Annotated in this window: 11 protein-coding genes; 4 read left to right on the forward strand and 7 right to left on the reverse strand. The window is 65.4% G+C overall.

Annotation, left to right across the window (positions count from 1 at the left end):
• Positions 1-66: 66 nt before the first annotated feature.
• The 3 genes from G7025_RS00125 to trhO are packed head-to-tail and all read right to left on the reverse strand — an operon-like array spanning position 67 to position 3457.
• Positions 67-1884, reverse strand: a complete 1818-nt coding sequence (locus G7025_RS00125; RefSeq protein WP_181075649.1) for an ABC transporter ATP-binding protein — start codon at positions 1882-1884, stop codon at positions 67-69.
• Positions 1877-2512 carry a DsbA family protein gene (locus G7025_RS00130; protein WP_181075651.1) on the reverse strand — a complete coding sequence of 212 codons (636 nt, stop codon included), beginning with the start codon at positions 2510-2512 and terminating at the stop codon, positions 1877-1879. Before G7025_RS00130 ends, G7025_RS00125 begins: the two co-directional genes overlap by 8 nt.
• A 3-nt stretch (positions 2513-2515) precedes the next feature.
• Positions 2516-3457 (reverse strand): oxygen-dependent tRNA uridine(34) hydroxylase TrhO, encoded by a 942-nt coding sequence (gene trhO, locus G7025_RS00135; RefSeq protein WP_181075653.1) that lies wholly within the window; start codon positions 3455-3457, stop codon positions 2516-2518.
• A 235-nt stretch (positions 3458-3692) separates the two neighbouring features.
• On the opposite strand from trhO, the gene G7025_RS00140 reads away from it, so the two are divergent.
• The 3 genes from G7025_RS00140 to G7025_RS00150 are packed head-to-tail and all read left to right on the forward strand — an operon-like array spanning position 3693 to position 15766.
• Entirely contained in the window at positions 3693-6431 is a 2739-nt protein-coding gene (locus G7025_RS00140; RefSeq protein ID WP_258197625.1) for a Tc toxin subunit A, read from the forward strand.
• Between the two features lie 27 nt (positions 6432-6458).
• Positions 6459-11288, forward strand: coding sequence for a Tc toxin subunit A-related protein (locus G7025_RS00145; RefSeq protein WP_181075655.1), 4830 nt, complete (start codon positions 6459-6461; stop codon positions 11286-11288).
• Positions 11285-15766: a SpvB/TcaC N-terminal domain-containing protein gene (locus G7025_RS00150; RefSeq protein ID WP_181075657.1), complete on the forward strand. Its 4482-nt coding sequence runs from the start codon at positions 11285-11287 to the stop codon at positions 15764-15766. Before G7025_RS00145 ends, G7025_RS00150 begins: the two co-directional genes overlap by 4 nt.
• Positions 15767-15780: 14 nt before the next feature.
• Here G7025_RS00150 and G7025_RS00155 read toward each other — a convergent pair whose 3' ends face one another.
• The 3 genes from G7025_RS00155 to G7025_RS00165 form a co-directional block, all read right to left on the reverse strand.
• Positions 15781-18666, reverse strand: a complete 2886-nt coding sequence (locus G7025_RS00155; RefSeq protein ID WP_181075659.1) for an RHS repeat-associated core domain-containing protein — start codon at positions 18664-18666, stop codon at positions 15781-15783.
• Positions 18667-18783: 117 nt separating this feature from the next.
• Positions 18784-19080, reverse strand: coding sequence for a BolA family protein (locus G7025_RS00160; protein ID WP_181075661.1), 297 nt, complete (start codon positions 19078-19080; stop codon positions 18784-18786).
• 6 nt (positions 19081-19086) lie between these two features.
• Positions 19087-19605, reverse strand: a complete 519-nt coding sequence (locus G7025_RS00165) for a DUF2059 domain-containing protein (RefSeq protein WP_181075663.1) — start codon at positions 19603-19605, stop codon at positions 19087-19089.
• A 196-nt stretch (positions 19606-19801) separates the two neighbouring features.
• Here G7025_RS00165 and G7025_RS00170 point away from each other — a divergent pair, with 196 nt between their 5' ends.
• A complete protein-coding gene (locus G7025_RS00170) occupies positions 19802-21190 on the forward strand; it encodes a class II fumarate hydratase (protein ID WP_181075665.1) in 1389 nt (462 codons plus the stop codon).
• Here G7025_RS00170 and G7025_RS00175 read toward each other — a convergent pair.
• Entirely contained in the window at positions 21187-22143 is a 957-nt protein-coding gene (locus tag G7025_RS00175) for a DMT family transporter (RefSeq protein ID WP_181075667.1), read from the reverse strand. The two genes, G7025_RS00170 and G7025_RS00175, sit on opposite strands and share 4 nt — an antisense overlap.
• Positions 22144-22155 lie beyond the last annotated feature (12 nt).

The raw sequence follows: 22155 nt of genomic DNA on the forward strand, positions 1-22155 counted from the left end.
CCTTGCATATGCACCACTGACTACGCACGCTAAAAACCACTTTCATGTCGCACAGCCTAAGCTGAATCAACGCACTTGTTGCAAGTGTCCATAAAGCTTGGCGTATAGGCCGCCATCGGCGATCAGCTGCTGGTGGTCGCCATCTTCGGCAATATGCCCGCCATCAAACACTAATACGCGGTCCGCCTGTTTTACCGCCGACAGACGGTGAGCGATGATCAGTGTAGTACGACCGCTGAGAAACCGCGCCAGCGCCTGGTGCAGGTTGTACTCGGTGGCGGCGTCCAGGGCCGAGGTGGCCTCATCGAGGATCACCACTTTCGGCTCGGCCAGCACCATCCGCGCAATCGCCAGGCGCTGGCGCTGGCCGCCGGAAAACCGTACACCGGAACGCCCCACCACGCTGTCCAGGCCCAGAGGCAAAGCCTTGACGGTGGCGTCCAATTGGGCGATTTCCAGCGCCTGCCAGCAGGCCTGGTCGCTGCGATCACGGCCCATGGTCAGGTTGGCGCGTACCGTGTCGTTGAACAGCGCCGGGTGCTGCAACACCACCGCGACATGCTCGCGAATCATCTCCAGGCCAATCGCCTGCTGGGTGGCGCCACCAAAACGGATGCTGCCGGCCTGGGGCGTATAAAGCCCCAGGAGCAATTGCACCAGGGTACTTTTGCCGCCACCGCTGGCGCCGACAATCGCGACTTTCTCACCGGGAGCGATGCTCAGGTTCAACTGGTCGAGCACCAGGTCTTCGCCGTAGCCGAAATCCAGCCCGCGCACGTCGATGCCGACGGTATCGTGCCCGCTGAACGGATCTTCACCGCCGGGGTATTGCGGCTCATCGGCGCGCGCCAGCAGTTCGTTGATCCGCGTCAGCGCACCGCCCGCCGCGTAATAGGCGTATTGCAGGTTCAGCAACTGTTCCACCGGGCCGATCATGAACCACAGGTAGCTGAACACCGCGAGCATCTGGCCGATGGAAAGGTCGGAAAACAGCACGGTGAGCATCGCCGCCGCGCGGAAGATGTCGATACCGAACTGGAACAGCAGCCCGCTGGCACGGCTGGACGCGTCGGTTTTCCACTGCGAATGGATCGCGTAGTCACGCACTTCCTGGGCGCGCTGGCCGAGCCGGCCGAGGAAGAAGCCCTGGCGGTTGCCGGCGCGCACTTCCTGGATGGCGTCCAGGGTTTCGGTCAGCGCCTGGGTAAAGCGCGAGGTGCTGTCGTTTTCCAGCTTCTTGAGGTGTTTGACGCGCTTGCCCAATTGCACCGTGGCGTAGATCACCAGCGGGTTGAACAACAGGATCAGCAGCGCCAGTTGCCAATGCATCCACACCAGGATCGCCGAGGTGCCGAACAGCGTCAGCATCGCCACCAGAAAGCGGCTGAGGGTTTCACCGATGAATTTGTCCAGCGTATCCAGGTCGGTGACCAGGTGCGTGGTCACCGTGCCGCTGCCCAGGCTTTCGTATTCGCCCAGGGAGATGCGCTTGAGCCGCTCGATCAGACGCACGCGGATGCGGTACACGATGTCCTTGGCCAACCGGGCGAACAGCCGCGCCTGCACCACGTTGAACAGCAGCGCGCCGCAGCGCAGCAACAGGGTCACCAGCAGCATCAGGCCGATATAGCCGGCGGCTTTCTGCCAACCCAGAGGCAGCGCGTGGTTCATCACCTTGAGCGCGGCGTCGCCACGGCCCAGCAGCACTTCGTCCACCAGCAACGGCAACAGCAAAGGAATGGGCACGCTGCACAGGGTCGCCAGCACGGCGACGCCATTGGCGATCCATAGGGATTTCCTGTGACGCAGGGCCAGGCGGCGAATTTCCGCCCAGGTCAGTCGATCGGTGCGCTTGCCGGGTTCTTTATCGGGTTGATCATGCACAGGCTGCTCGCTCCAGCCATCGACCCAGTAACGGCGACAACTCGGACAGCGGCTGGTAGCCATTGGTCAACAGCGCCAGCTGGCCGTCGCGCTCGGCCAGCAGCGTCGGGAACCCGGCGATGCCCAGATCCTGCACCCAGGTGAAATCGGCGGCCGTGGCGGCATGCTGCTCGGCACGGTCGAACTCGCCGGCAAACTCGATTCGCGGGATGCCGGCTTGTTCGGCCAGTTCCACCAGCACCTTGGCCAGGGTCACGTCGCGCCCCTGGACATAAAAGGCCCGCTGGATCAGCCCCAGCAATGTCCACGCGCAATCCGGCGCCAGGCTGCGGGCGGTAACGATGGCACGGCACGCAGGCTCGGTGTCATACACAAAACCGTCGGGCAACGCCCCTTCGCGCTTGAACGGCTGCCCGGTGGCCTCGGTGACCGCCTGCCAATGTTCAAGGATATAGCGCCGCGTGGTCGGCTCCAGCGCCGCGCCACTGCCGGTCCGCAGGCCGCCCACCACCAGGTGCACGTCGACGCCGGCCGCCTGGGCCTGCTCTACCAGTGCCTGCGCCACCGGGGCAAAGCCCCAGCACCAGGAACACATCGGGTCCATTACATAGAGCAGGCGCGCGGACATGGCTCAGGCCTCGGAAGGGGTTTGCTTGTAGTTGTAGCCAATCGGGTGCGGCATATTGCGGGCCTTGGCCAATTCAATCTGCTTTTGCCGGTCGATGGCGCTGCGACGGGTTTTCTCCGGCAGCTTATCCCAGCAATGCGGGCAACTGATGCCGGCCACATAGTGTTCGGATGCACGGTCTTCCACGCTCACCGGTGTGCGGCAGGCATGACATTGATCGTAGTCGCCTTCGCTCAAGTCGTGGCGCACGGTCACGCGGTTGTCGAACACAAAGCAGTCGCCCTGCCATTTGGTTTCTGCCTGGGGCACCTCTTCGAGGTATTTGAGGATGCCGCCCTTGAGGTGATACACCTCATCGAAGCCTTCGCTGAGCATGAAGCTTGAAGCCTTCTCGCAGCGAATGCCGCCGGTGCAGAACATCGCGACCTTCTTATGCTTGGCCGGGTCGAAGTGGGCTTTGATGTAGTCGGGAAACTCGCGAAAGCTGGTGGTCTTCGGGTCGATCGCGCCTTCGAAGGTGCCGATGGACACTTCATAGTCGTTGCGGGTGTCGATCAACAGCACGTCCGGATCGCTGATCAACGCGTTCCAGTCCTTGGGATCGACATAGGTGCCGACCTGCTTGTTAGGGTCGACGCCTTCGACGCCCAGGGTCACGATTTCTTTCTTGAGCTTGACCTTGGTGCGGTAGAACGGCTGCTCGTCGCAGTACGACTCTTTGTGGTCGAGGTCGACCATGCGCGGGTCGGTCTTCAGCCAGGCGATCAGGCCGTCGATGCCTTCGCGACTGCCGGACACGGTGCCGTTGATGCCTTCTTCGGCGATCAGCAGGGTGCCTTTGATGCCGTTGTCGACCATTGCCTGCAGCAGGGGCTCGCGCAGGGCGACGTAATCTTCGAGGGTGACGAACTTATACAGTGCCGCCACGACAATCGGTTGAGTCATGGGTGTTTTCTCCAGGTGGCTACCCTCGTAAAGGGTGAACCGGATACATAAAAAAGCGGGCCGGGGCGCGCGGCGCGCATTCTAGCAAAACCCTGGCGACGCCGCATCGACACTCAGTCGCCGATATTTCCTCGACACCCGCGCGGCATTGGCCGACCTCGGCACCGAAACCTGCGTGATAGCGTCTGGCGTTGCCCATTGGATCCACCTGTGGGCGCACTGGAAGACCGTCTTCATGCTCACTTCAAGCAGTCCGCTACTGGCCAGACTGGTAGAACGGCCCGTCCCTCCCGGCGAGGGAAAGGTCGACTTCTGCACGGCCCTGCATCAACTCGGCATCACCAGCGTCTTTGACATTGTGCGTCTGCCCCGCGCCGACTTCATCGGCCGACTGGGCCGTTGCAACGATGACGATGGCGCCCAGGCCTACGACACCGCGCTGGCCTACGCCACTCAGCTGCAATGGCTGCACGACCTGCAGCCGGACCATTCAGTGTCAGCCCCGGCACGCGACAAACGCGCGCTGGCGTCCGGCATTACCGGCCAGCCTGAGACAGACTGGGCCAACGCCTGCGCCCCCGACGCCCTGGCCGCGCTCGACTCGCCGGTGGCCTACCTGCGCACGCTGTTTCTATTCGCCCTGCAACTTGAGAAAAACGGCACGGGCACCCAGGACAAAATCCCCCTGGGCCAGCGGCGCCCGGACCTGGAAACCCTGCTGATCGACCACGACAGCACCTTCACCGAACGGCCCTTGCTCACGTTGGTCGATGAGCTGCTGCGCCGGCAGATCACGCTTCATCATCCCGGCCAGCACCTCAATCGCCTGCTCAGCACCCGGCACTATCCGCTGGCGCTGCCGTATCACCATCACCACGCCCAGGTTCGCCTGGGGCTGGCGGGCACCGGGTACAGCCTTGGCGAATTGAACTACCGGATCAGCCGGCGCCTGCCCTTCGACGCCGCCGGCATTGCAGGTTACGCCACGGTGCGCGCGCGCAACGCCGATGTGCACTGCCTGATGAACGAACTGAACCCCGGTCAACACACGCTCCTGCTGCAGCCACCGATGGGCGGCAGCACGTTGTTTGAAACCTGTTTCGGCCAGGCGGTGGACCCGGTCACCCGACAGGCAGGCCCGCCGCCGACTCTGCAGGCGCTGCTCGACGCCACCGCAATGGACACCGCCCGGCTGCAGGCACTGCTGGCACAGGAACGCTTCGCCCCATATGCCTCGCCCTCGGCCCGGCACGGGTCGCTGCCCACTTACGGCGCGCGCTATATCAACGGTGGCGGCCAACGGCCGCTGACGTTGACGGGCAACGCCGCGCAGTTGCTCAACGCTTCAGACGAACACTTCGACCGCCTGCAGCGCATGATCCGCCTGCAACAAGGGTTCGACCTGCCGTTTGCCGAACTCGACACCTTGCTCGTCAGCGCCATGGCGTGTGAACAGCCGGCCAACACCCAACTGCGCATCCGCCACGCCACCCTGCGCGCCCTCGGGGTGTATCGCTACCTGGCGCGACGCTACACGCTGACGCCGCTGGAATTCGGTGCGTGGCTGGACCGCCTGCCGCTGCAGGCCAGCGCCCCGGCCCAGCCGTTGTTCGACCAGGTGTTCAACCGCACCACGGTGGGCGCGCACGCCCTGGCATTGGACGAGCAACCCTTCGACGCAGCCACCCGACAACAGCTGTGCGCCGCGCTGCAACTGAACGACACCCCCCAGGCGCTGCAACTGCTGATCGACGCCAGTCCGACTCCAGTGCTGCGCAACCTGGCGACCTATACCGCGCTGTACCGGCAGGCGCATATCGCGCGCACCTTCGGCCTGTCGGTGTGGCACTGCAAACAATTGGCCGACCTGCTGGGCCCCTCAACCTGGACCACCCTCACGCGCCCCACCCTGCACGTCGAAGGCCACGGCGCGGCGGATTTCCTCGATGTGCTGATGCAACTGGACTGGGCCGTCACCTGGCTCAACGACAGTCACACCAGCGTGCCCCAACTGCGCCAACGCCTGCTGCTGGAGGCGGACACCGATAACCCGGCCCTGGCACGTTGGGTCGAGTTGCTGCAGCGCCCGCCTTACGAGCTGCCGTCCACCCGCCAACTGGCGGCGCTGTCGCTGCCGCAACCTGGCGCCGCGGACAACCTGGCCGCCATCGAATGGGCCGGGGTGCTGGCCCAGGCGCTCGGCCCGGCGCCGGACCTTTCCCTACCCTGGCAGCCGACGCTTGCGCTGGCCCACGCGATCGACGCCCTGACCCTGAGCCGCACGCCGACCGAGGACGCCGCATTGAAACGCCAAGCCCGGGAAATCCTGGTGCCGTGGCTGCAACGCCTCGCCCACCAAAGCCTGCGCCTGTGCATTCAACGGCTGTTGGACAACCCGGTGCCGGCCCCATATAGCCGCGAGCTGACGCTGTACTACAACCAACACCTCAACACGCTGAAACAGCCGGTTGTGCTCAAGCACCTGATCCTGCTGGCCCCGGATATCACCACGCTGCTGGCGCTGCCGGTGAACGGCGCGAGCCTGCGGCAGTGGTTGCTTAACCCGCATTGGCTGGACAGCCACCTGACGCCCTCGACGCCGCTGGAACTGAACCTGGGCACGCTCTATCTGCTGCAGCGCTTCAAAGACTGCTGCGATACCTGCGGCCTGACCCAGGAGCGCCTGCTGGCGTTCTTCCAGGCCGCCAACCACCACGACGCTCAAGTCGCTGACGAGCGGCTCAGTCACTGGCTGGGCTGGAGCGAAACGGAGCTGCGGGTGCTCACCGACACCCTGCCCGCCGGCCGCGTGACGGCCATGGACCAATTGGACTGGGTGATGCGCTGCCGACAGGCGTGCGCGGTTACCCGCCTGTCCAGCCAGACCCTGCTGGACGCGAGCGAGCTGACCAGTACCAGCGATTTCAACCAATGGAAAGCGGTGGGCGAAGCGGTTATCGCCGCGCGTCACTGACGGCCGCACCCACCCAGGACTCAAGGAATGACGATGTCAGAGACCCTCGACAGCACCCTCAACCAAGCCCACCGCGATGCCATGCTGGGCTTCTACCTGGCGCACTGCGTCAGCGCGCCATTGAAAGCCGCGCTGCGCACCCCCAACGACCTGTACGACTACTGGCTGCTGGACGTACAAGTCAGCCAGGCCGTGCCCAGCAGCCCGGTGGCCAGTGCGATAACCAGCCTGCAGCATTACATCAACCGTATCCACGGCGGCCTGGAACCCGGCTACGAAACCCAGGGCCCGTCAGCGGATGAAAGCCAGGCCTGGCACGACAGCCTGCGCACTTACCCGTTGTGGCGCGCCACCCAGCAGTTGCGCTATCAACCGCACAACTTCCTCGACCCGGCGCTGCGCGAAGACAAGAGCGCCAGCTTCGAACAACTGGAAGCCGACCTCAACCAGCACCGCCTGCAGCCGGCCACGGTGCACAACGCCGTGCAAGGCTACCTGTCGCGGTTCGAAGCCATCGCCACCCTGCACACGCTCAATGGCTACATCGACGGCGATGTGCGGCAGCTGGATACCAGCACCTATTACTTCGTCGGCAAATCCGCCAGCGACAACCTTTACTACTGGCGTTCGCTCGACCTGTCCAAGCGCTCCAGCGCCCGCCCCGACACACCGGCGCCGCTGGCCTGGACTGACTGGAAGCCAATCAACCTGGCCTTTTGCGCCGACACCCCCGCCCACAGCATCCGCCCGGTGCGGTTCAACAACCGGCTGTTTATCGCGTGGGCCGAGAGCATCAAGCCGGCGCCCTACCACGCCGCGCAGGTAACGGGAAACGGCAATGGCGAGGATGACGATGAAGAGCAACAACAGCGCCAGACCGAATGGCTCAACAGCCGGTTCGTGAAGTTTCGCCTGTGCTTTTCCTATCAGAAGCTCGATGGCAGCTGGAGCGTGCCGCACACGGCATTGGAGGAGCATTGCGTCACCCGCGGCGTCAACGCGCTGACCCGCGCGCAGCTCGCCGGCATCACGCAGACCATCGCGGTGGTCGACGGCCGCACGCCCCATAGCCTGTTCCTCGGCATACGCGCCAACACCCTCAACCATGGCAGCGAACAGCCGGGAGAGTTCTTCCAGGCGGTGAGTGTCGATCAAACGCTGGGAGTGAAAGTCGTGGCATCCGCCGGCAGCCCCGGACGCTACAAGATCGTGCCGGGCTCGGCCGTTGCGCTGGAGACCATTCGCCTGTTGGAAGCCTACGAGTCAACGCAGAACACGCCCTTGCAAACCGCGCTGCTTGGCGGCCCCGACGAGGACGACGTGTTTTCCAGCGTCTTGCTGACGCCCTTTGCCCATCGCTATTTCGGCCTGTTCTTCGACATCAACCACGGCAACCTGCAATTCAAAGCCAGCGTGGCGCAGGACCCCGCGCTGCCGGTGCTGGCCCTGATCCCGGACACCTCGCCGCCGGTGAAAGACTGGAATTTCGAATACCGCAGCCAGGACATCCTGACCGCCGACAGCCCCCATACGACAGTTGACCCGATCACCCACGAACTGGTTTTCAGCTCGAAAACCGCCAGGAGTTTCCTGCAGACCTATCGCATCAACCTGACAACCCGGCACGGTGAGGCGAGTATCCATTTGGTCACCGAGTCGGCCATGCATAACGCGGCCAGGGAAGACGTCGCCTTGAGCCGTGGCTCGGCCATCGTCCTGGACAGCGGGCTCGTCTCGGAACTGGATGTCACGCACTACGCGCTGTTTTTCAAAAACCCCAAGACCGGCAAGACCTTCGCCAATGCCATCTACGACCAGGGCAGCATGCTGTTGACCCTGTCGGGCCAGGCCGACACGCTGCGCGCCGAAAAAACCGCCGACAGGAATGTCACGAGGTATTCACTGGAAGGCAAGTTCATCAACAAAAATGCCTTTCTTCACCTTTATGCCCATGCCCAGGACAACGTCCTGGCGATCCTGGATCGCTACAGCGGCTACTTATTGCCAGGGGACGACTCGTCCAGCAGGAAGCTGCATTTCGTCAATGACCTGAGGCTGGTGTACAGCAGCGCGTCCACCCCGATCCGCCTCTATCGCCACGTGATCATGCAGTCCAGGCTCAAGGACTTGCCCACGCCGCAGGCCGTCGGCAACAACACCATGCATATCCTCAACTTTATCGACACCGAACACGAAAGCCTGTCGGGCTCGGCACCGGAGTTGCCCGCCGGGCATGTCGCGACGGCACGCATAAAACTCCCTGACGGGCACCCGACCTCGGCCGTCACGTTGATCCATGGCGTCATCACCCTGGAGAGCCTAAGCAACGGCGCGCGCGTGCTGGGCTATGCGCTCAAGGCCGTCACCTGCACCCTGAGCCAGACGCAGAGTATCGACGACCCGGCCCATTCTCCGCGTGTTCAACGCGTGCACGAGGAAACCGGCGAACCCAGCGAGTTCATCGACTTTTCCGCGAGCCTCAAGCCGGCGCTGCCGTCGATCCCACTCACCAGTCGGCTGGCCAGCCGCGTATTCAGCCAGGCCGGCGCCGGTCTTGAACAACTGTCTGCAGGCAGCCTGGCACGACTTGCCGGGGCGGCGCCGCAACCGAGCGACTTCCAAGGCGCGCATGGCCACTGCGTGCGCGAACTGTTTATCTATTTGCCCTGGACCCTGGCCCAGCGTCTGCACCAGCAACAGCAATTCGCCGAGGCCGAGCGCTGGCTGCACGCGCTGTTCGACCCACGCCGGCCGGACACCGGGACACTGCGCATCCTGGCGACGGCCCCCATGGAACTGAGCTACGCCTGCCAGCATCCGCAGAGTCCCCATTACCTGGCCCTCAGTTTCCCCAGCTATCTGCGCATGGCGCTGCACTTGCTCAACGTCGACATCCTGATCAACCGTGGCGACGCGGCCTATCGCCAGTTGAGCCCCGACAGCCTGGCTGAAGCCAAGCTCTGGTATATCCAGGCGCAGAACCTGCTCGGCCCGCGCCCGACGCTGACCCGCACCGACAGCTGGACTCCACGCACCCTGGCTAGCCTGGCCAACACGCCGGCCACGGCGATACGCGAACGGGAGCACTCGCCCGAGCAGCACCGCACACTCTTGCGTCAGTGCGGGACGTTCGGCCAGCGCACATGGCTCACCGACAGCGCTTACCTGCTCCGGCCGCTGAACCCGCAACAGGTGGCGCGCTGGGACACGTTGGACAGCCGCCTGCATGGGCTGCGTAATCACCTGGACATCACTGCAAAGCCGTTACGCCAGCCGCTGTTCGCCGCGCCGATAGCGCCCGCCGACCTGCTCGCGCGACGGGCCGAGGGTGCCGCCGTGGGCATCGAGGGGTACATGCCGATGCGCCCGGAAGTCGGGCATTACCGCTTCCAGGTGATGGCCGCGCACGCCCTGAGTGCGGTCGACAGCCTGGCGCAGTTCGGCAGCACATTGCTCACCCTGATCGAACGCAAAGAGCAGGCGCACCTGCTGGAGGTGCAGCAGCAGAATGCCTGGGAGCTGGCCCGACTGGTGGTGACCCAACAGGCCCAGGCGCTGATGATCGACGAGAAAAACACCCACGCCCTGCAACGCAGCCGCGCGGTGGTCAAGGCGCGCCTGGACTTCCTTGCCCATCGCCTCGACGAAGGCAGCAGCGCCGGTGAAACCGCCGCCGGCCGACGCTATCTTGAGAGCGCCGCGTGGGAGCGCAAAGTGGCGATTGCCGGCGTCGGCGCCGGTGCGGCCATGCTCGCGCCGAACATCTTCGGCACCTCGTTCGGCGGCATGCGCTTTGAGGGTCTGTTCCACAGCTATCAGGCCTTTGCCCAAGGCGAGGCCAACCGCGCCCGCGCCACCGCGAACGACCTGGACCGCACCGAGCAGTTCAACCGCCGTGCCGAGGACTGGGCCCACGCCGCCCAACAGGCGCGCCTGGAACTGGCGCAGATCGACGCCCTGCTGCAGGCCCAGGCCGAGCAGGAAAAAGCCACCCGCCTGCAACTGCGCAGCGCCCGCACCGCCCTGGCCCACGCGCAGTCGGCCTATCAGCTGTTGAGTACGCGCGTCTCCAGGGCGCAGCTGTATCAGTGGCTGAATTCGCAATTGGCGACGTTCTATTACGCCCTGCATGACAGCGCGCACTCGTTGTGCCTGGCGGCCGAAGCCTGCTGGCAGTACGAAACCGCCGAAGACCGCCGGTTCTTCCAGGGCGACAGTTGGCGGCAGGCCTCACAAGGCCTGCTGAGCGCTGAAGCCATGAAGCTCAACCTGATCAGCATGAACGCGGCCTACCTGCAACACACGCCCCGGGAGCTGGAGATCACCAAAACCGTGTCGCTGCGCGATCGCCTGATCGCGTGCGCGGTCATCATCCCGCAGGCCGGCGCGCCTCTCAGCGGCCAGACTTGGGACGATCACAAGGCCGCGCTGATGCAGCACGGCAGCCTGTGTTTCGAGCTGCCCCAGGCTGTGTTCGACGAGGACTACCCCGGCCACGTGCTGCGTCGCATCAAGCACGTCAGCGTGTCGCTGCCCGGCACACTGGGGCCGTTCGAGGACCTCAAGGCCACGCTGACCCAGACCCGCAACGAGCTGAACGTTGCCGGCGGCGGCACGCGCACCGAATGGCGCGCGCGCCAGCAAATCGCACTGTCGCGCGGGCTGGACGACAACGGCCTGTTCACGCTCACCTTCGACAACGACCCGCGCTATCTGCCCTTCGAGTACACCGGCGCGGTGTCGTCCTGGCGCCTGGACTTTCCCCATCCGCAGCGCCAGAAAGACTTGCTGGCGTCGATCACCGACATCATCTTTCACCTGCGCTACACCGCTCGGCCGGCAGGGAGTGACGCATGAATCCGTCTACCGATCTATCGCCCCTGCCGGCGCCGCCGACCACCGCCACCGCCCCGCAAGGCGCCGCCAAAGGCTGGGCCCCGGTCGGCGCCGACGGTGCCGCATGTTTCGAGATCGCGTTACCGATCAGCGCCGGCCGTGGCTACGCACCGTCCCTGGCCCTCACCTACCGCAGCGATGCCGGCAACAGCGCGTTCGGCTTCGGCTGGACGGTTGCCGTGGCGGCCGTCACACGCTGCAGCCGTCGCGGCGTGCCGACCTACACCGAAGCGGACACGCTGCTGGGGCCGGACGCCCAGGCGTGGATGCCCGAATGCAATGCCGATGGCACGCCGCTGCGCACCCAGCGCGACACCTTCAACCAGGTGCCACTGGGCACGACCTACACCGTGACCCGCCACTTCCCACGCGTGGAGAGCGACTTCTCGCGCATCGAGCATTGGTGCTCGGCCCTCGACGGCGCCGGCTTCTGGTGGGTACAGGCCAGCGACGGCAGCCAGCACCTGTACGGCAAGACCCCGATCGCGCGGATCGCCGACCCCGAGCAACCGCACCATGTCGCGCAATGGCTGCTGGAAGAAAGCCTGAATGCCCACGGCGAACATATCGGCTACCGGTACCAGGCCGAGACCGATAGCCGCACCTTCCCCCATGACAGCCGCGCCCAGCGCTACCTGCACAGCGTTTACTACGGCAACGCCACCGCCCGGGAACAAGAAGCGCCGTACCTGCTCAAGAGCGACGACTTCACCCGCCACGCCTGGCACTTTCACCTGCTGTTCGACTATGGGCAGCGCACCGACGCCTTCGATCAGCGCCCCAGCTACGCGCCGCTGCACGCGTGGACGCCGCGCGCCGATCCCTTCTCCCGTTATGCCTATGGGTTCGAACAGCGCACCTTGCGCCTGTGCCGGCAAGTCCTGATGTTTCATGCCTTCCCCGACGAGCCAGGCATGGGCCCCGAACCGGTCCTGGTGCGGCGTCTGCTGCTGGAGCATCACCTCAGTCGCAACGGGGTAAACCAACTGATGGCCGTACACGAACAGGCGGTGGATGCCCACGGCAACCTCACCTGCCTGCCGCCGCAGGAATGCCTGTATCAGGGCAGCACACTGAAACTGGACAGCGCGCGCTATCGGCAGCTTGAGGATTTCCCCGGTTTGAACGACGGTCACCGTTATCAACTGGTGGACCTTTATGGCGAAGGCGTACCGGGGATGCTGTACCGCACCGCTCACGCCTGGTATTACCGCGCGCCGCAGCGGGCCGACAACCCCGCCGATGCCGACGCCGTCACCTATGGTCCGGCCCAGGCGCTGCCCATCAACCCGGCCGGCGAGTCGACGTTCCAGGCCTTGCTGGACGTGGACGGCGACGGCTGCCCGGAGTGGGTAGTGGCACGCCCGGGCATGGCCGGCTTCTTCAGGCTCGGCCCGCACTCGGCGCGGTTTGTGCCGTTCGACGCCATCCCGGTGGAGCTGTTGCACGCCGATGCGGTATTCGCCGACCTGCTGGGCAGCGGCCTGGCCGACCTGGCCCTGGTGGGCCCGCGCAGTGTGCGGCTGTATGCCAATCGGCAAGCCAAAGGCTTCGCGGCGGGCGTCGACCTGGCGCATGCCATCGACGGTGATGACTTGCCCAGTCTGCGGCCCTGCGCCAGCGAGTGGGTGGGGTTCAGCGATGTGCTCGGCAGCGGGCAGCCGCACCTGGTGCGCATCCGCCATGACCGGATCGAGTGCTGGCCGAACCTGGGCCGCGGGCGCTTCGGCAAGGGCCGGGTACTGGCCACGCTGCCATTTCGGCACACCGCGTTCAAGGCGGCCAATGTGCTGCTCGCCGACCTGGACGGCGGCGGCGCCAATGACCTGCTGTACCTGACGCCGGACGCGGTGCGCATCTACCTCAACCAGCGCGGCAATGGCTTCGCCGCCACACCGCTGGTGCTGCCGTGGCCGGCCGGGGTACGGCACGACGACCTGTGCCAGGTCAGCCTGACGGACCTGCGTGGCCAGGGTTTCGTCAGCCTGGTGGTCAGTGTCATGCACCCGCGCCCGCGCCACTGGTGCTACGACTTTTTCGATACCCGCCCCGGCTTGCTGCGCTACACCTGCAACAACCTCGGCACCGTCTCCCGGCTCACCTACCGCAGCAGCGCTCAGGAATGGCTGGATGAAAAACATCAGCGCCAGGCTAACGGCCTGCGCGCCCGCTGCCGGCTGCCGTTCGTTATCGATGTGGTCAAACAGCAGGTGCAGCACGACGAAATCACCGGCAACACGCTGACCCAGCGCCTGAGCTATCGGCAAGCATATTACGCGCCAGAGGAACGCGCCTTTAACGGCTTCGGCCTGGTGCTGCAACGCGACAGCGACGCTGCGCCCGGCGGCCTGCTGAGCAAACGCTGGTTTCACACCGGCCAATCACTCGACATGCCGCGCGACGATTACAGCCAGCACGACCCCCACGCCATCACGCCAGGCCCCACGCTGATCGGGCGGCACACCACGCCCGATGCGATGCAGCCCACCGATCACCACGACAGCCTGATCACCCCGCCCACCCCACAGCAACAACGCGAAGCCGCCTACGCACTTCGGGGGTTGCCGTTGCGGGTCGAAGTGTTCGCCCTCGACGCCGCCGACGGGGTGCCGTTGTCCGTGCAGCAGCACCGCTACATGGTGCGCCGGCTGGCCCCGGCGCATGGCGCGCAAGCCTGGGCGCGACTGCTGCCGCTGAGGCTGGAAACCCTGGACTGTCACTACGAGCGCGTGCCCGACGACCCGGTGTGTCAACACCAGCTCAACCTGCGCTGGGATGCCTACGGCAGCCTGGTGCACAGCGTCACGTTGCATCACGCGCGGCGCAAGACCGCCACCGATGCCCCACCCGTGCAGCTCAGCGATGCTCACGCACACCAGTGGTGGCGCGAGACCCACGACGCGGCGCAACAGCACTATTACCTGAGCGAAACCCTGGCGCAGTGGATTCACCTCCCTCGGCCGGATCAATGGCGCCTGGGCCTGCCCTACCGCCAGCGCAGCAATGCCTGGACGCTGCCCAAGGGCGAATGGCCCTCGGGCCTCGCCCCCGCGACCGTCAGCTACGAAAGGTTTATCGACCGGCACAGCGGGCCGCTGGGGCCGCAGGCGCCTCGGCAATTGAGCGGCTTATCGGTGCAGCGCTACCGCGAACCCGGCGGCAAGGGCCGCACGCTGGACGCGGGCGTCGCCACCGTGCATGCCCTGAGCGATTACCTGGAAAGCGCCGAACTGGGCCCCGACGCCCTGCAGGCCTACGCGCATATTCCCACGCTGCCGGGCCAACCGGCCTGGGACCGTCAGGCGCAGTTGCAGCACCTTGGCTACCAGCCCATGGCGGTGTTTTTCTTCGCCAATGCCGCAGAGCAAAACGCACCGCCGGAACTGTGGTCGGTGCGCAGGCGGTTTGCGCGCTACCTCAATGCCAAGCGCTTTTGCCGCCTGCGCAGCTGGCGCCTGACCCAATCCTTGGGCGAAACCACGCTGGAATACGACGCGTACGGCTGCCACGTGCGCCAGGTGACCCAGGCCGACGGCTGCGTGACCCGCGCCACTTACGACTATCGGCTGTTGCAGCCGCTCACGTGGGTGGACCCCAACGGCACAGTGCAGGAAGTGCGCTACGACGGGTTCGGACGGGTCCTGGCCAGCAGTGTCTACGGCCACGAATCCGGCACGGCCACGGGTTTCGCCCCCTTGTCGTCCGCCGAAGCCGCGCAGCCAGCGCCCATCGCGCAGGTAATCGAAGCGCCCGAGGCCGTGCTGGGTAACGCCGCCAGCGCCTGGGTGTACGCGCCTTTCAGTTGGATGGGCACCCTTGCCGAGGCCGACCTGCGACCCGAATGGGTGAGCCAGCACTACCTGTTGCCCGGCGGGCAGATCCGCGCGACCGCGCGGCTGCGCCTGCAAAAAAGCCTGTCGACCGCCAGCCAGGATCAACAACTATTGAGCCGGCTGATCAGCCAGGCGCATCGCGAACCGGTGAACTGCCTGACGCTGCAGGCCGATCGTTACCCCGACGATCCGGCCAGGCAGGTTCGCCTGCTGCTCAGTCACTGGGACGGCTTTGGACGCGCACTGCAGAGCAAGCACAAAACCGAACCGGGTCCGGCCTATGCCGTGGCGGTCGACGGCACGCTGACCCTGCACAACCAGCGCATCCGGGAGGTCGACGCCAACCCGCGCTGGCGCGTCAGCGAGCGGGTGGAATACACCCTGCGGGGCCAGCCGATGCGCGTCTACCGGCCCTATTTTGCCGACCGGCACGGCTACATCAATGACGCGTCGCTGCGCACCGGGGGGCTGTGCGACCAGCACACCTACGACGCGGCCGGCCGCGTGGTGCAGACCCTCAACGCCGACGGCACGCTCAAGCGCACCACCTATTGGGCTTGGTACACCGTCAGCGAAGATGAAAACGACACCGCCGCCGACGGTTGACCCGCCCCCAGGGCTCAGCGCCGATGGGGCTGGCGCACGCCTTCGACGCGGTACCGGCTGCCGCCCAGGTGGCTGACCATCAGGCGGTAAGCGCCGCGCCCCCGTGCGGCGGCATAGCCGTGCAGGTCGGCGGACCACAGGCGATCCTGGTGCTGGTGCCAATGGACCGCACCAAAGCGCCGCTCGCGCAAGTGGCTGAGCGTCAGGGCGATGCTGCGACCGGCGCGGCTAACGGGGTCGACATCGGCGACGGCGCCGCTGTCGATCTGCATCATCGGCAGACCGGCGCTGCTGGCCGTCGACGCCACGCCGGGCAACGTCGCGCCCGGCTTGCGCATCCGGCGCCCGGCACCGCTCGCCTGGATCGTCGGGCCGACCTCGAAGGCACTGGCAGCGCCTGATTTACCGCCGGCGGCCAACGCCTCCCTGACCGGCCCGCGCAGCACAATGGCGCTGTAGCCCATACGCCTGAGCTCCGGGACGGGGTTGCGACTTTCCTTCAGAGCCCTGTCGGCTTGCGCGCTTTCTTCCACCGGCCCCACATAGCCATAGATGCGTTCTTCACGGGCGGACAGGTAGATCGAAACACCCTCTTCAGCGTGCCGACGCTCATAGGCGAAGTTGACCAACCGCGCCGTTTCTTCGTGACTCAAACTGGCCTGTTGCGCCAGTGTGAGCGCCATTTCCGCGACCGACTGGGCAAACAGCGCCTCCTGCGCCTGCGTGTCCTGGTCCTGCGGTTGCAGTTGCCGGTAACCAGCGTAACGGCTGGTGCCAAACAGCACACCGCCCACCAGCCCACCCACGGCGGCACCGGTGGCGGCATTGCCCAGCAACGCGCCGACGCCCAGGCCCACAAAAATAAATGCTGCGAGGAGGATAAGCCCGCCCAGGATGCGCGTGCTCTCGGCGCTGGCCGGCTGCAGGCCCATGAAATCAACCAAAGTCACCGGGTTGTTGGCGGCCATCCGGTAGGGGTTCGATCCGCCCTGCTCGGCGATCGGATCGGGGTTGATCCAGCGCTGCAACCACGGTGCGTAATAGCGAAAACCGTAGTAGTACAGGCCGCTGGCATCGCGCTCCTTTCCGCAATAGCGGCGGCTCCTGTCGCGCACGTCGACGGCACTGTGCGACGCCCACCAGGCGGTGCCGCCGTAGGGAAAGTAGCTCTCCTGGCTGAGCACTTGTGCCTGCTCATCCAGCTCGAGGCTGTGACTGGACTGATGGTCGGCCAGGCAAAAACGCAGCGCCTCATGACGGTCGCCCGGCTCGCGCCCATGTTCCCACTGCAGAACCTCGACCGTGCACAGCGCCAGCTCAAGGCGCACCACATTCAGATGGCGCTGCGCGCTCTGGCGGATCTCCAGTCCCGGCAGGTAATACACCCGCGTCGTGCGGCGCTGCCCGCCGACCTGCTGTCGACTGAGCTTGAGCGCGCGCTGGCCGTCACTGGCGTAAACGTAGACTTCGTCGTCGGCCGGCGCATCCTCGCGCGCTACCTGCGTGACCCCGGCCAACTGATTGCGCACATTCCACTGCATCGCCTGCCCCTGGGCCAGTTCCTGCTGGTTGCCGTTGGCATCGAATCCCTGCATGGGCCTGTCGCCAGCCACGGCGCGATTGCTGTCGGCCGCCACCTGCAACGTGCGGGTATAGCCGACACCGCTCGATGGCGTATGCCGCAACCGCGTCAGGTTGCCGCCTTCATCGTAGGCGTACTGTTGGGTGTAAGTGCGCCACAAGCCGTCGTCGGTAGCACCGAATGTCAGGCGCGGCGGCAAGTGCGGGCCGACACTGGCCGCCGCGCTTTCGCGGCCCGTGGCTTGGGTGAGCTGGTACAACGAGTCGTAGGTATAGCGGCTCACCGCGTCAACTTGAGTGTTGTGCCGCCATTGCGTCGGTTGCGCCTGATCACGCAGGCCCAGCACATTGCCCACCGGGTCGTAGACGTAGTGCAGGTCCTGCAAGGCGGTCCGCCGCGCCGCCGTGCGATACGCCGTCAGCCGCTGCAGGCGACCATTCTCGGCGCGGTAGTGCGCTTCGCGCTGAACGCCGTTGCCCAGCAGCGCCGATTGCACCTGGCCGGCGGCGTTGTAGACATGGCGTTGCAGCAGCGTTTTTTGTGCGCCGCCCTTGAAGCTGAGGCTGCTGGTTTGCAGCAGACCATCGACCCCATACAGAAATTGTCGACCGTTGCCCTTGGCATCGATCTGTTCCAGGGTGGCGCCCAGTGCGTCGAATCGCCAGCGCGTGGTGTAGGCCTCGGGTTGTAGCTGCGCGTCCTGCTCGGTGACAGCCTGGGGCCAGTCGACCTCAAGGGCGCCCGCGTGAAAGCGCCGAGTCTGACTCAGCACTTGTCCATCAATGCCATAGGCGTCATACAGCTGGGTGCCGGCCGGATCGGCATGCCGCACCAGGCGACCGCTGCGGTTGAGCGCCTGGTGGTCGGGCGTCGGCGCCGCGTAGACCAACCGCTCGACGCAACGCGGCTGCGCCTGCGAGGCGGCCTGCTCGTAGACCGCCACCGGGCGCTGCAGCGTGTCGTATTCATGCCGCTGATGGGCACCGCGCCCATCCCAGGCCTGCACCAGCTGCCCGCCAGGCGCGGACAGCAGCAGGCGCAGGCCGGCGTCGACGTCCTGTCGGCGCACCACCGTGCCGGACAGGCTGTAGACAAACTGCTGATTGGGCACGGTGCGTGGTTCGCGCTGGCGCAAGGCATGCAGGCGCGGGTCCCACTGTTCCAGCACCAGACCGCTGGCGCTGTGGACGCGACGACTCACCCGCGGCGCAGGGGCCGCCTGGGCCGTGGCACGGTGATAGGCAATGGTGCGGACTGTCAGACCACGCGGGTCGAACGCCGTCAGCGAGGGGGTGTTGCGATGCAGTGAAGCAGACATGGACTCATGACCCCAATGACACAATGGTCACCTGAGCCTAGGGAGCCTGTACGGGGAATGGCGGTAGCCGCGTATGCGGGCTCCAGCCGGTGAGTACCGGTTGAAGCCCGCCACTTTTTACGCGTGCCCGCCGGCGCAGGTCGGCGAGGCCGGCGCTGCGTCGATGGTCGCCCATTCTTCGGGCGTGTAGGTGTGCAGCGCCAGCGCATGAAATTCGCTCATCAGGTCACCCAGGGTGGCGTAGACCTTCTGGTGGCGCTTGACGCGGTTAAGCCCTGCGAACTGCTGGCTGACCAGCACGGCCTTGAAGTGGGTCTGCAACCCACGGCTGTGCATATGGCTTTCGTCCAGCACGCTCAAGTGGTCCGGGGCCAGGGCGGCGAGCGCCATTTCGATACGCTGTTGCATGGTCATTGCTGCTTACTTCTTCTTGGCCGGAGCGGGGGCTTTTGGCGCCAGCTCGTTGGTCATGTCTTCCAGCAGCTTGTTGACCACCGGTACGGCGCTTTCCAGCTTGGCCTGGGTCATCTGGGCCGATTGCTGGGTCAGCTGGGGCATTTTTTCCAGGACTTTCTTGCCCAGGGGCGACTGGTAGAACGCGACCAGGTCCTTGAGCTCGGACTCGCTGAAGTTGGTGGTGTAGAGCTTGACCATGTCCGGCTTCAGCTTCGGCCAGCCGATAGCCTGGTCCAGGGCGGCGTTGGCCTTGGCCTGGTAGCTGTCGAGCACCGATTGCTTGGCGGCGGGTGCCTTGGTCTGTTCGAAACGCTGGGCGAACATTTGCTGCACTTGCATGTACACCGGGGTACCCAGCTTGTCAGCATGGGCCAGGGTCAGGAACGCTTCGGCACTGGCGTTGTGGCTGGCGGTATCGGCAAAAACCTGGCCGCTGGCGCAAACCAGAGCAACCGCGGTACAGATGGCACGAAGACGAGTCATCGAGTTTCCTTTCTAGCTGGCGAGGTAAAACCCCAAGGGCGACCATTCTGCGCCTAAAAAACCTCGCGGCTCAACCCCACCCCCTTGCGAGGCCTGGTTTTACGGGGCGCGGTCGCACAAATGCAAGTTTGTGGAACCCATCGCGGTGGCCAGGGCCTAAACTGACCGATCACGACTGGATTAAGGAGGATGCACGATGAGCCGTATCGAAACCGACAGCCTGGGCGACGTCGAGGTGCCGGAGGACGCGTATTGGGGCGCGCAGACCCAACGCTCGCTGGTCAATTTCGCGATTGGCGAGCAACGCATGCCCCTGGCGGTCCTGCATGCGCTGGCCCTGATCAAGAAAGCCGCGGCGAGGGTCAACGACCGTAACGGCGACCTGCCCGCCGACGTCGCCCGCCTGATCGAACAGGCCGCCGACGAAGTACTCGCCGGCCAGCACGACGATCAGTTCCCCCTGGTGGTCTGGCAGACCGGCAGCGGCACCCAGAGCAATATGAACGCCAACGAAGTGATCGCCGGGCGCGCCAACGAGCTGTCGGGCAAGACCCGCGGCGGCAAGAGCCCCGTGCACCCCAACGACCACGTAAACCGCTCGCAGAGCTCCAACGACTGTTTCCCCACGGCCATGAGCATCGCGGCCGTGCAGGCCGTGCATCAACGTCTGTTACCGGCGATCGCCACGCTGTCCGGCGGTTTGGCGGAACTGGCAGCACGGCACATGAAGCTGGTGAAAACCGGTCGCACCCATATGATGGACGCCACGCCGATCACCTTCGGCCAGGAACTCTCGGCCTTCATCGCCCAGCTCGACTACGCCGAACGCGCCATTCGCAGCGCCCTGCCCGCCGTGTGCGAGCTGGCCCAGGGCGGTACGGCGGTGGGCACCGGGCTCAATTCGCCTCAGGGTTTCGGCGAGGCGATTGCGTCCGAACTGGCCGCACTGTCGGGCCTGCCCTTCGTGACCGCGCCGAATAAATTCGCCGCGCTGTCCGGCCATGAGCCGTTGGTGACGCTGCACGGCGCGCTGAAGACCCTGGCGGTGGCGCTGATGAAAATCGCCAACGACCTGCGCCTGCTGGGTTCTGGCCCACGCGCCGGGCTGGCCGAGGTGAAACTGCCGGCCAACGAACCGGGCAGCTCGATCATGCCGGGCAAGGTCAACCCCACCCAGTGCGAAGCGCTGTCGATGCTGGCCTGCCAGGTGCTGGGCAACGACGTGACCATCGGCCTGGCCGCCAGCCAAGGGCATTTGCAGTTGAACGTGTACAAGCCGGTGATCATCCACAACCTGCTGGAGTCGATCCGCCTGCTCGCCGATGGCTGCAACAACTTCCAGGAACACTGCATCGCCGGGCTGGAACCGGATGCCGGGCAAATGGCCGAGCACCTGGAGCGCGGCCTGATGCTGGTGACCGCGCTCAACCCGCATATCGGCTATGACAAGTCGGCGCAGATCGCCAAGAAGGCCTATGCCGAAGGCGTGACGCTAAGGCAAGCGGCGCTGGACCTGGGCTACCTCACCGACGCCGAGTTCGATCAGTGGGTGCGACCGGAGAACATGCTGGAGGCGGGGCATTAAGACGCCATGCGCAGTCGCCGGGCCTTGAGCCCGGCGAACAATGACGGCGCCAGGGCGACCGCCGCCGAGCCCAGCACCACCACCACCGCGCCGAAATAGCCGAGCGCGTTGATCTCTTCGGCCTGCACATAATCGGGCCACAGCCACGCCGCCAGCGCCACGGCGACAAACGTCACCAACGGCGTGAGCGCCAAAGTCGCGCTGACCCGCGAGGCTTCCCAATGGGCCAGGGCTTCGGCGAACGCGCCATACGCCACCAGGGTATTCATGCAGCAGGCCAGCAGCAGCCAGCCCTGCAGCGTGCTCAGTTGCAGGGCCTCCAACGGATGCGCCCATGGCGTCAGCAGCGCGGCGCAGCAGAGGTAAATCACCATCATCACCTGCAACGAATTCCAAACCGTGAGCAATTGCTTCTGGCCCAGGGCGTAGAACACCCAGATAGAGGTGGCGAGCAGTACCGTGAGTACACCGGCGGTGTAAGCGCCGAGGGAGGTCAGCAGCTCCGTCAAACGCTGGTTGAAGAACAGCCCGAACCCGACGATCAGCACCACCAGCCCTATCACCTGGCCCAGGCTGAAGCGCTCCTTGAACACGAACACGCTGGCGATCATCAGAAAGATCGGGCCCATCTGCACCACCAGTTGCGCAGTGCCGGGGCTGAGCAACTTGAGGCCCACCAGGTACAACACGTAGTTGCCCACCAGCCCGCACACCGCCATGGCCACCAGCCAACCGCCCTTGGGACCCAGCACCTTGCGGCTGGGCAGGCGCCGGGTAGCGGCCAGGTAAACGAACAGGCAACCGCCGGCCACCGTCAGGCGAAACCAGGTGACAGTGATCGGGTCCATCACCTGCAGCACTTGCTTGAGTTTGATCGGCAGGATGCCCCACAGCAGCGCAGTCAGCAGGGTCAGGAAGAAACCGTAGACCCAGCGGCCGGAAGAGATATGCATGAGTGCCCCAAA

Source organism: Pseudomonas lurida, assembly GCF_013522705.1.
Classification (GTDB): Bacteria; Pseudomonadota; Gammaproteobacteria; order Pseudomonadales; family Pseudomonadaceae; genus Aquipseudomonas; species Aquipseudomonas quebecensis.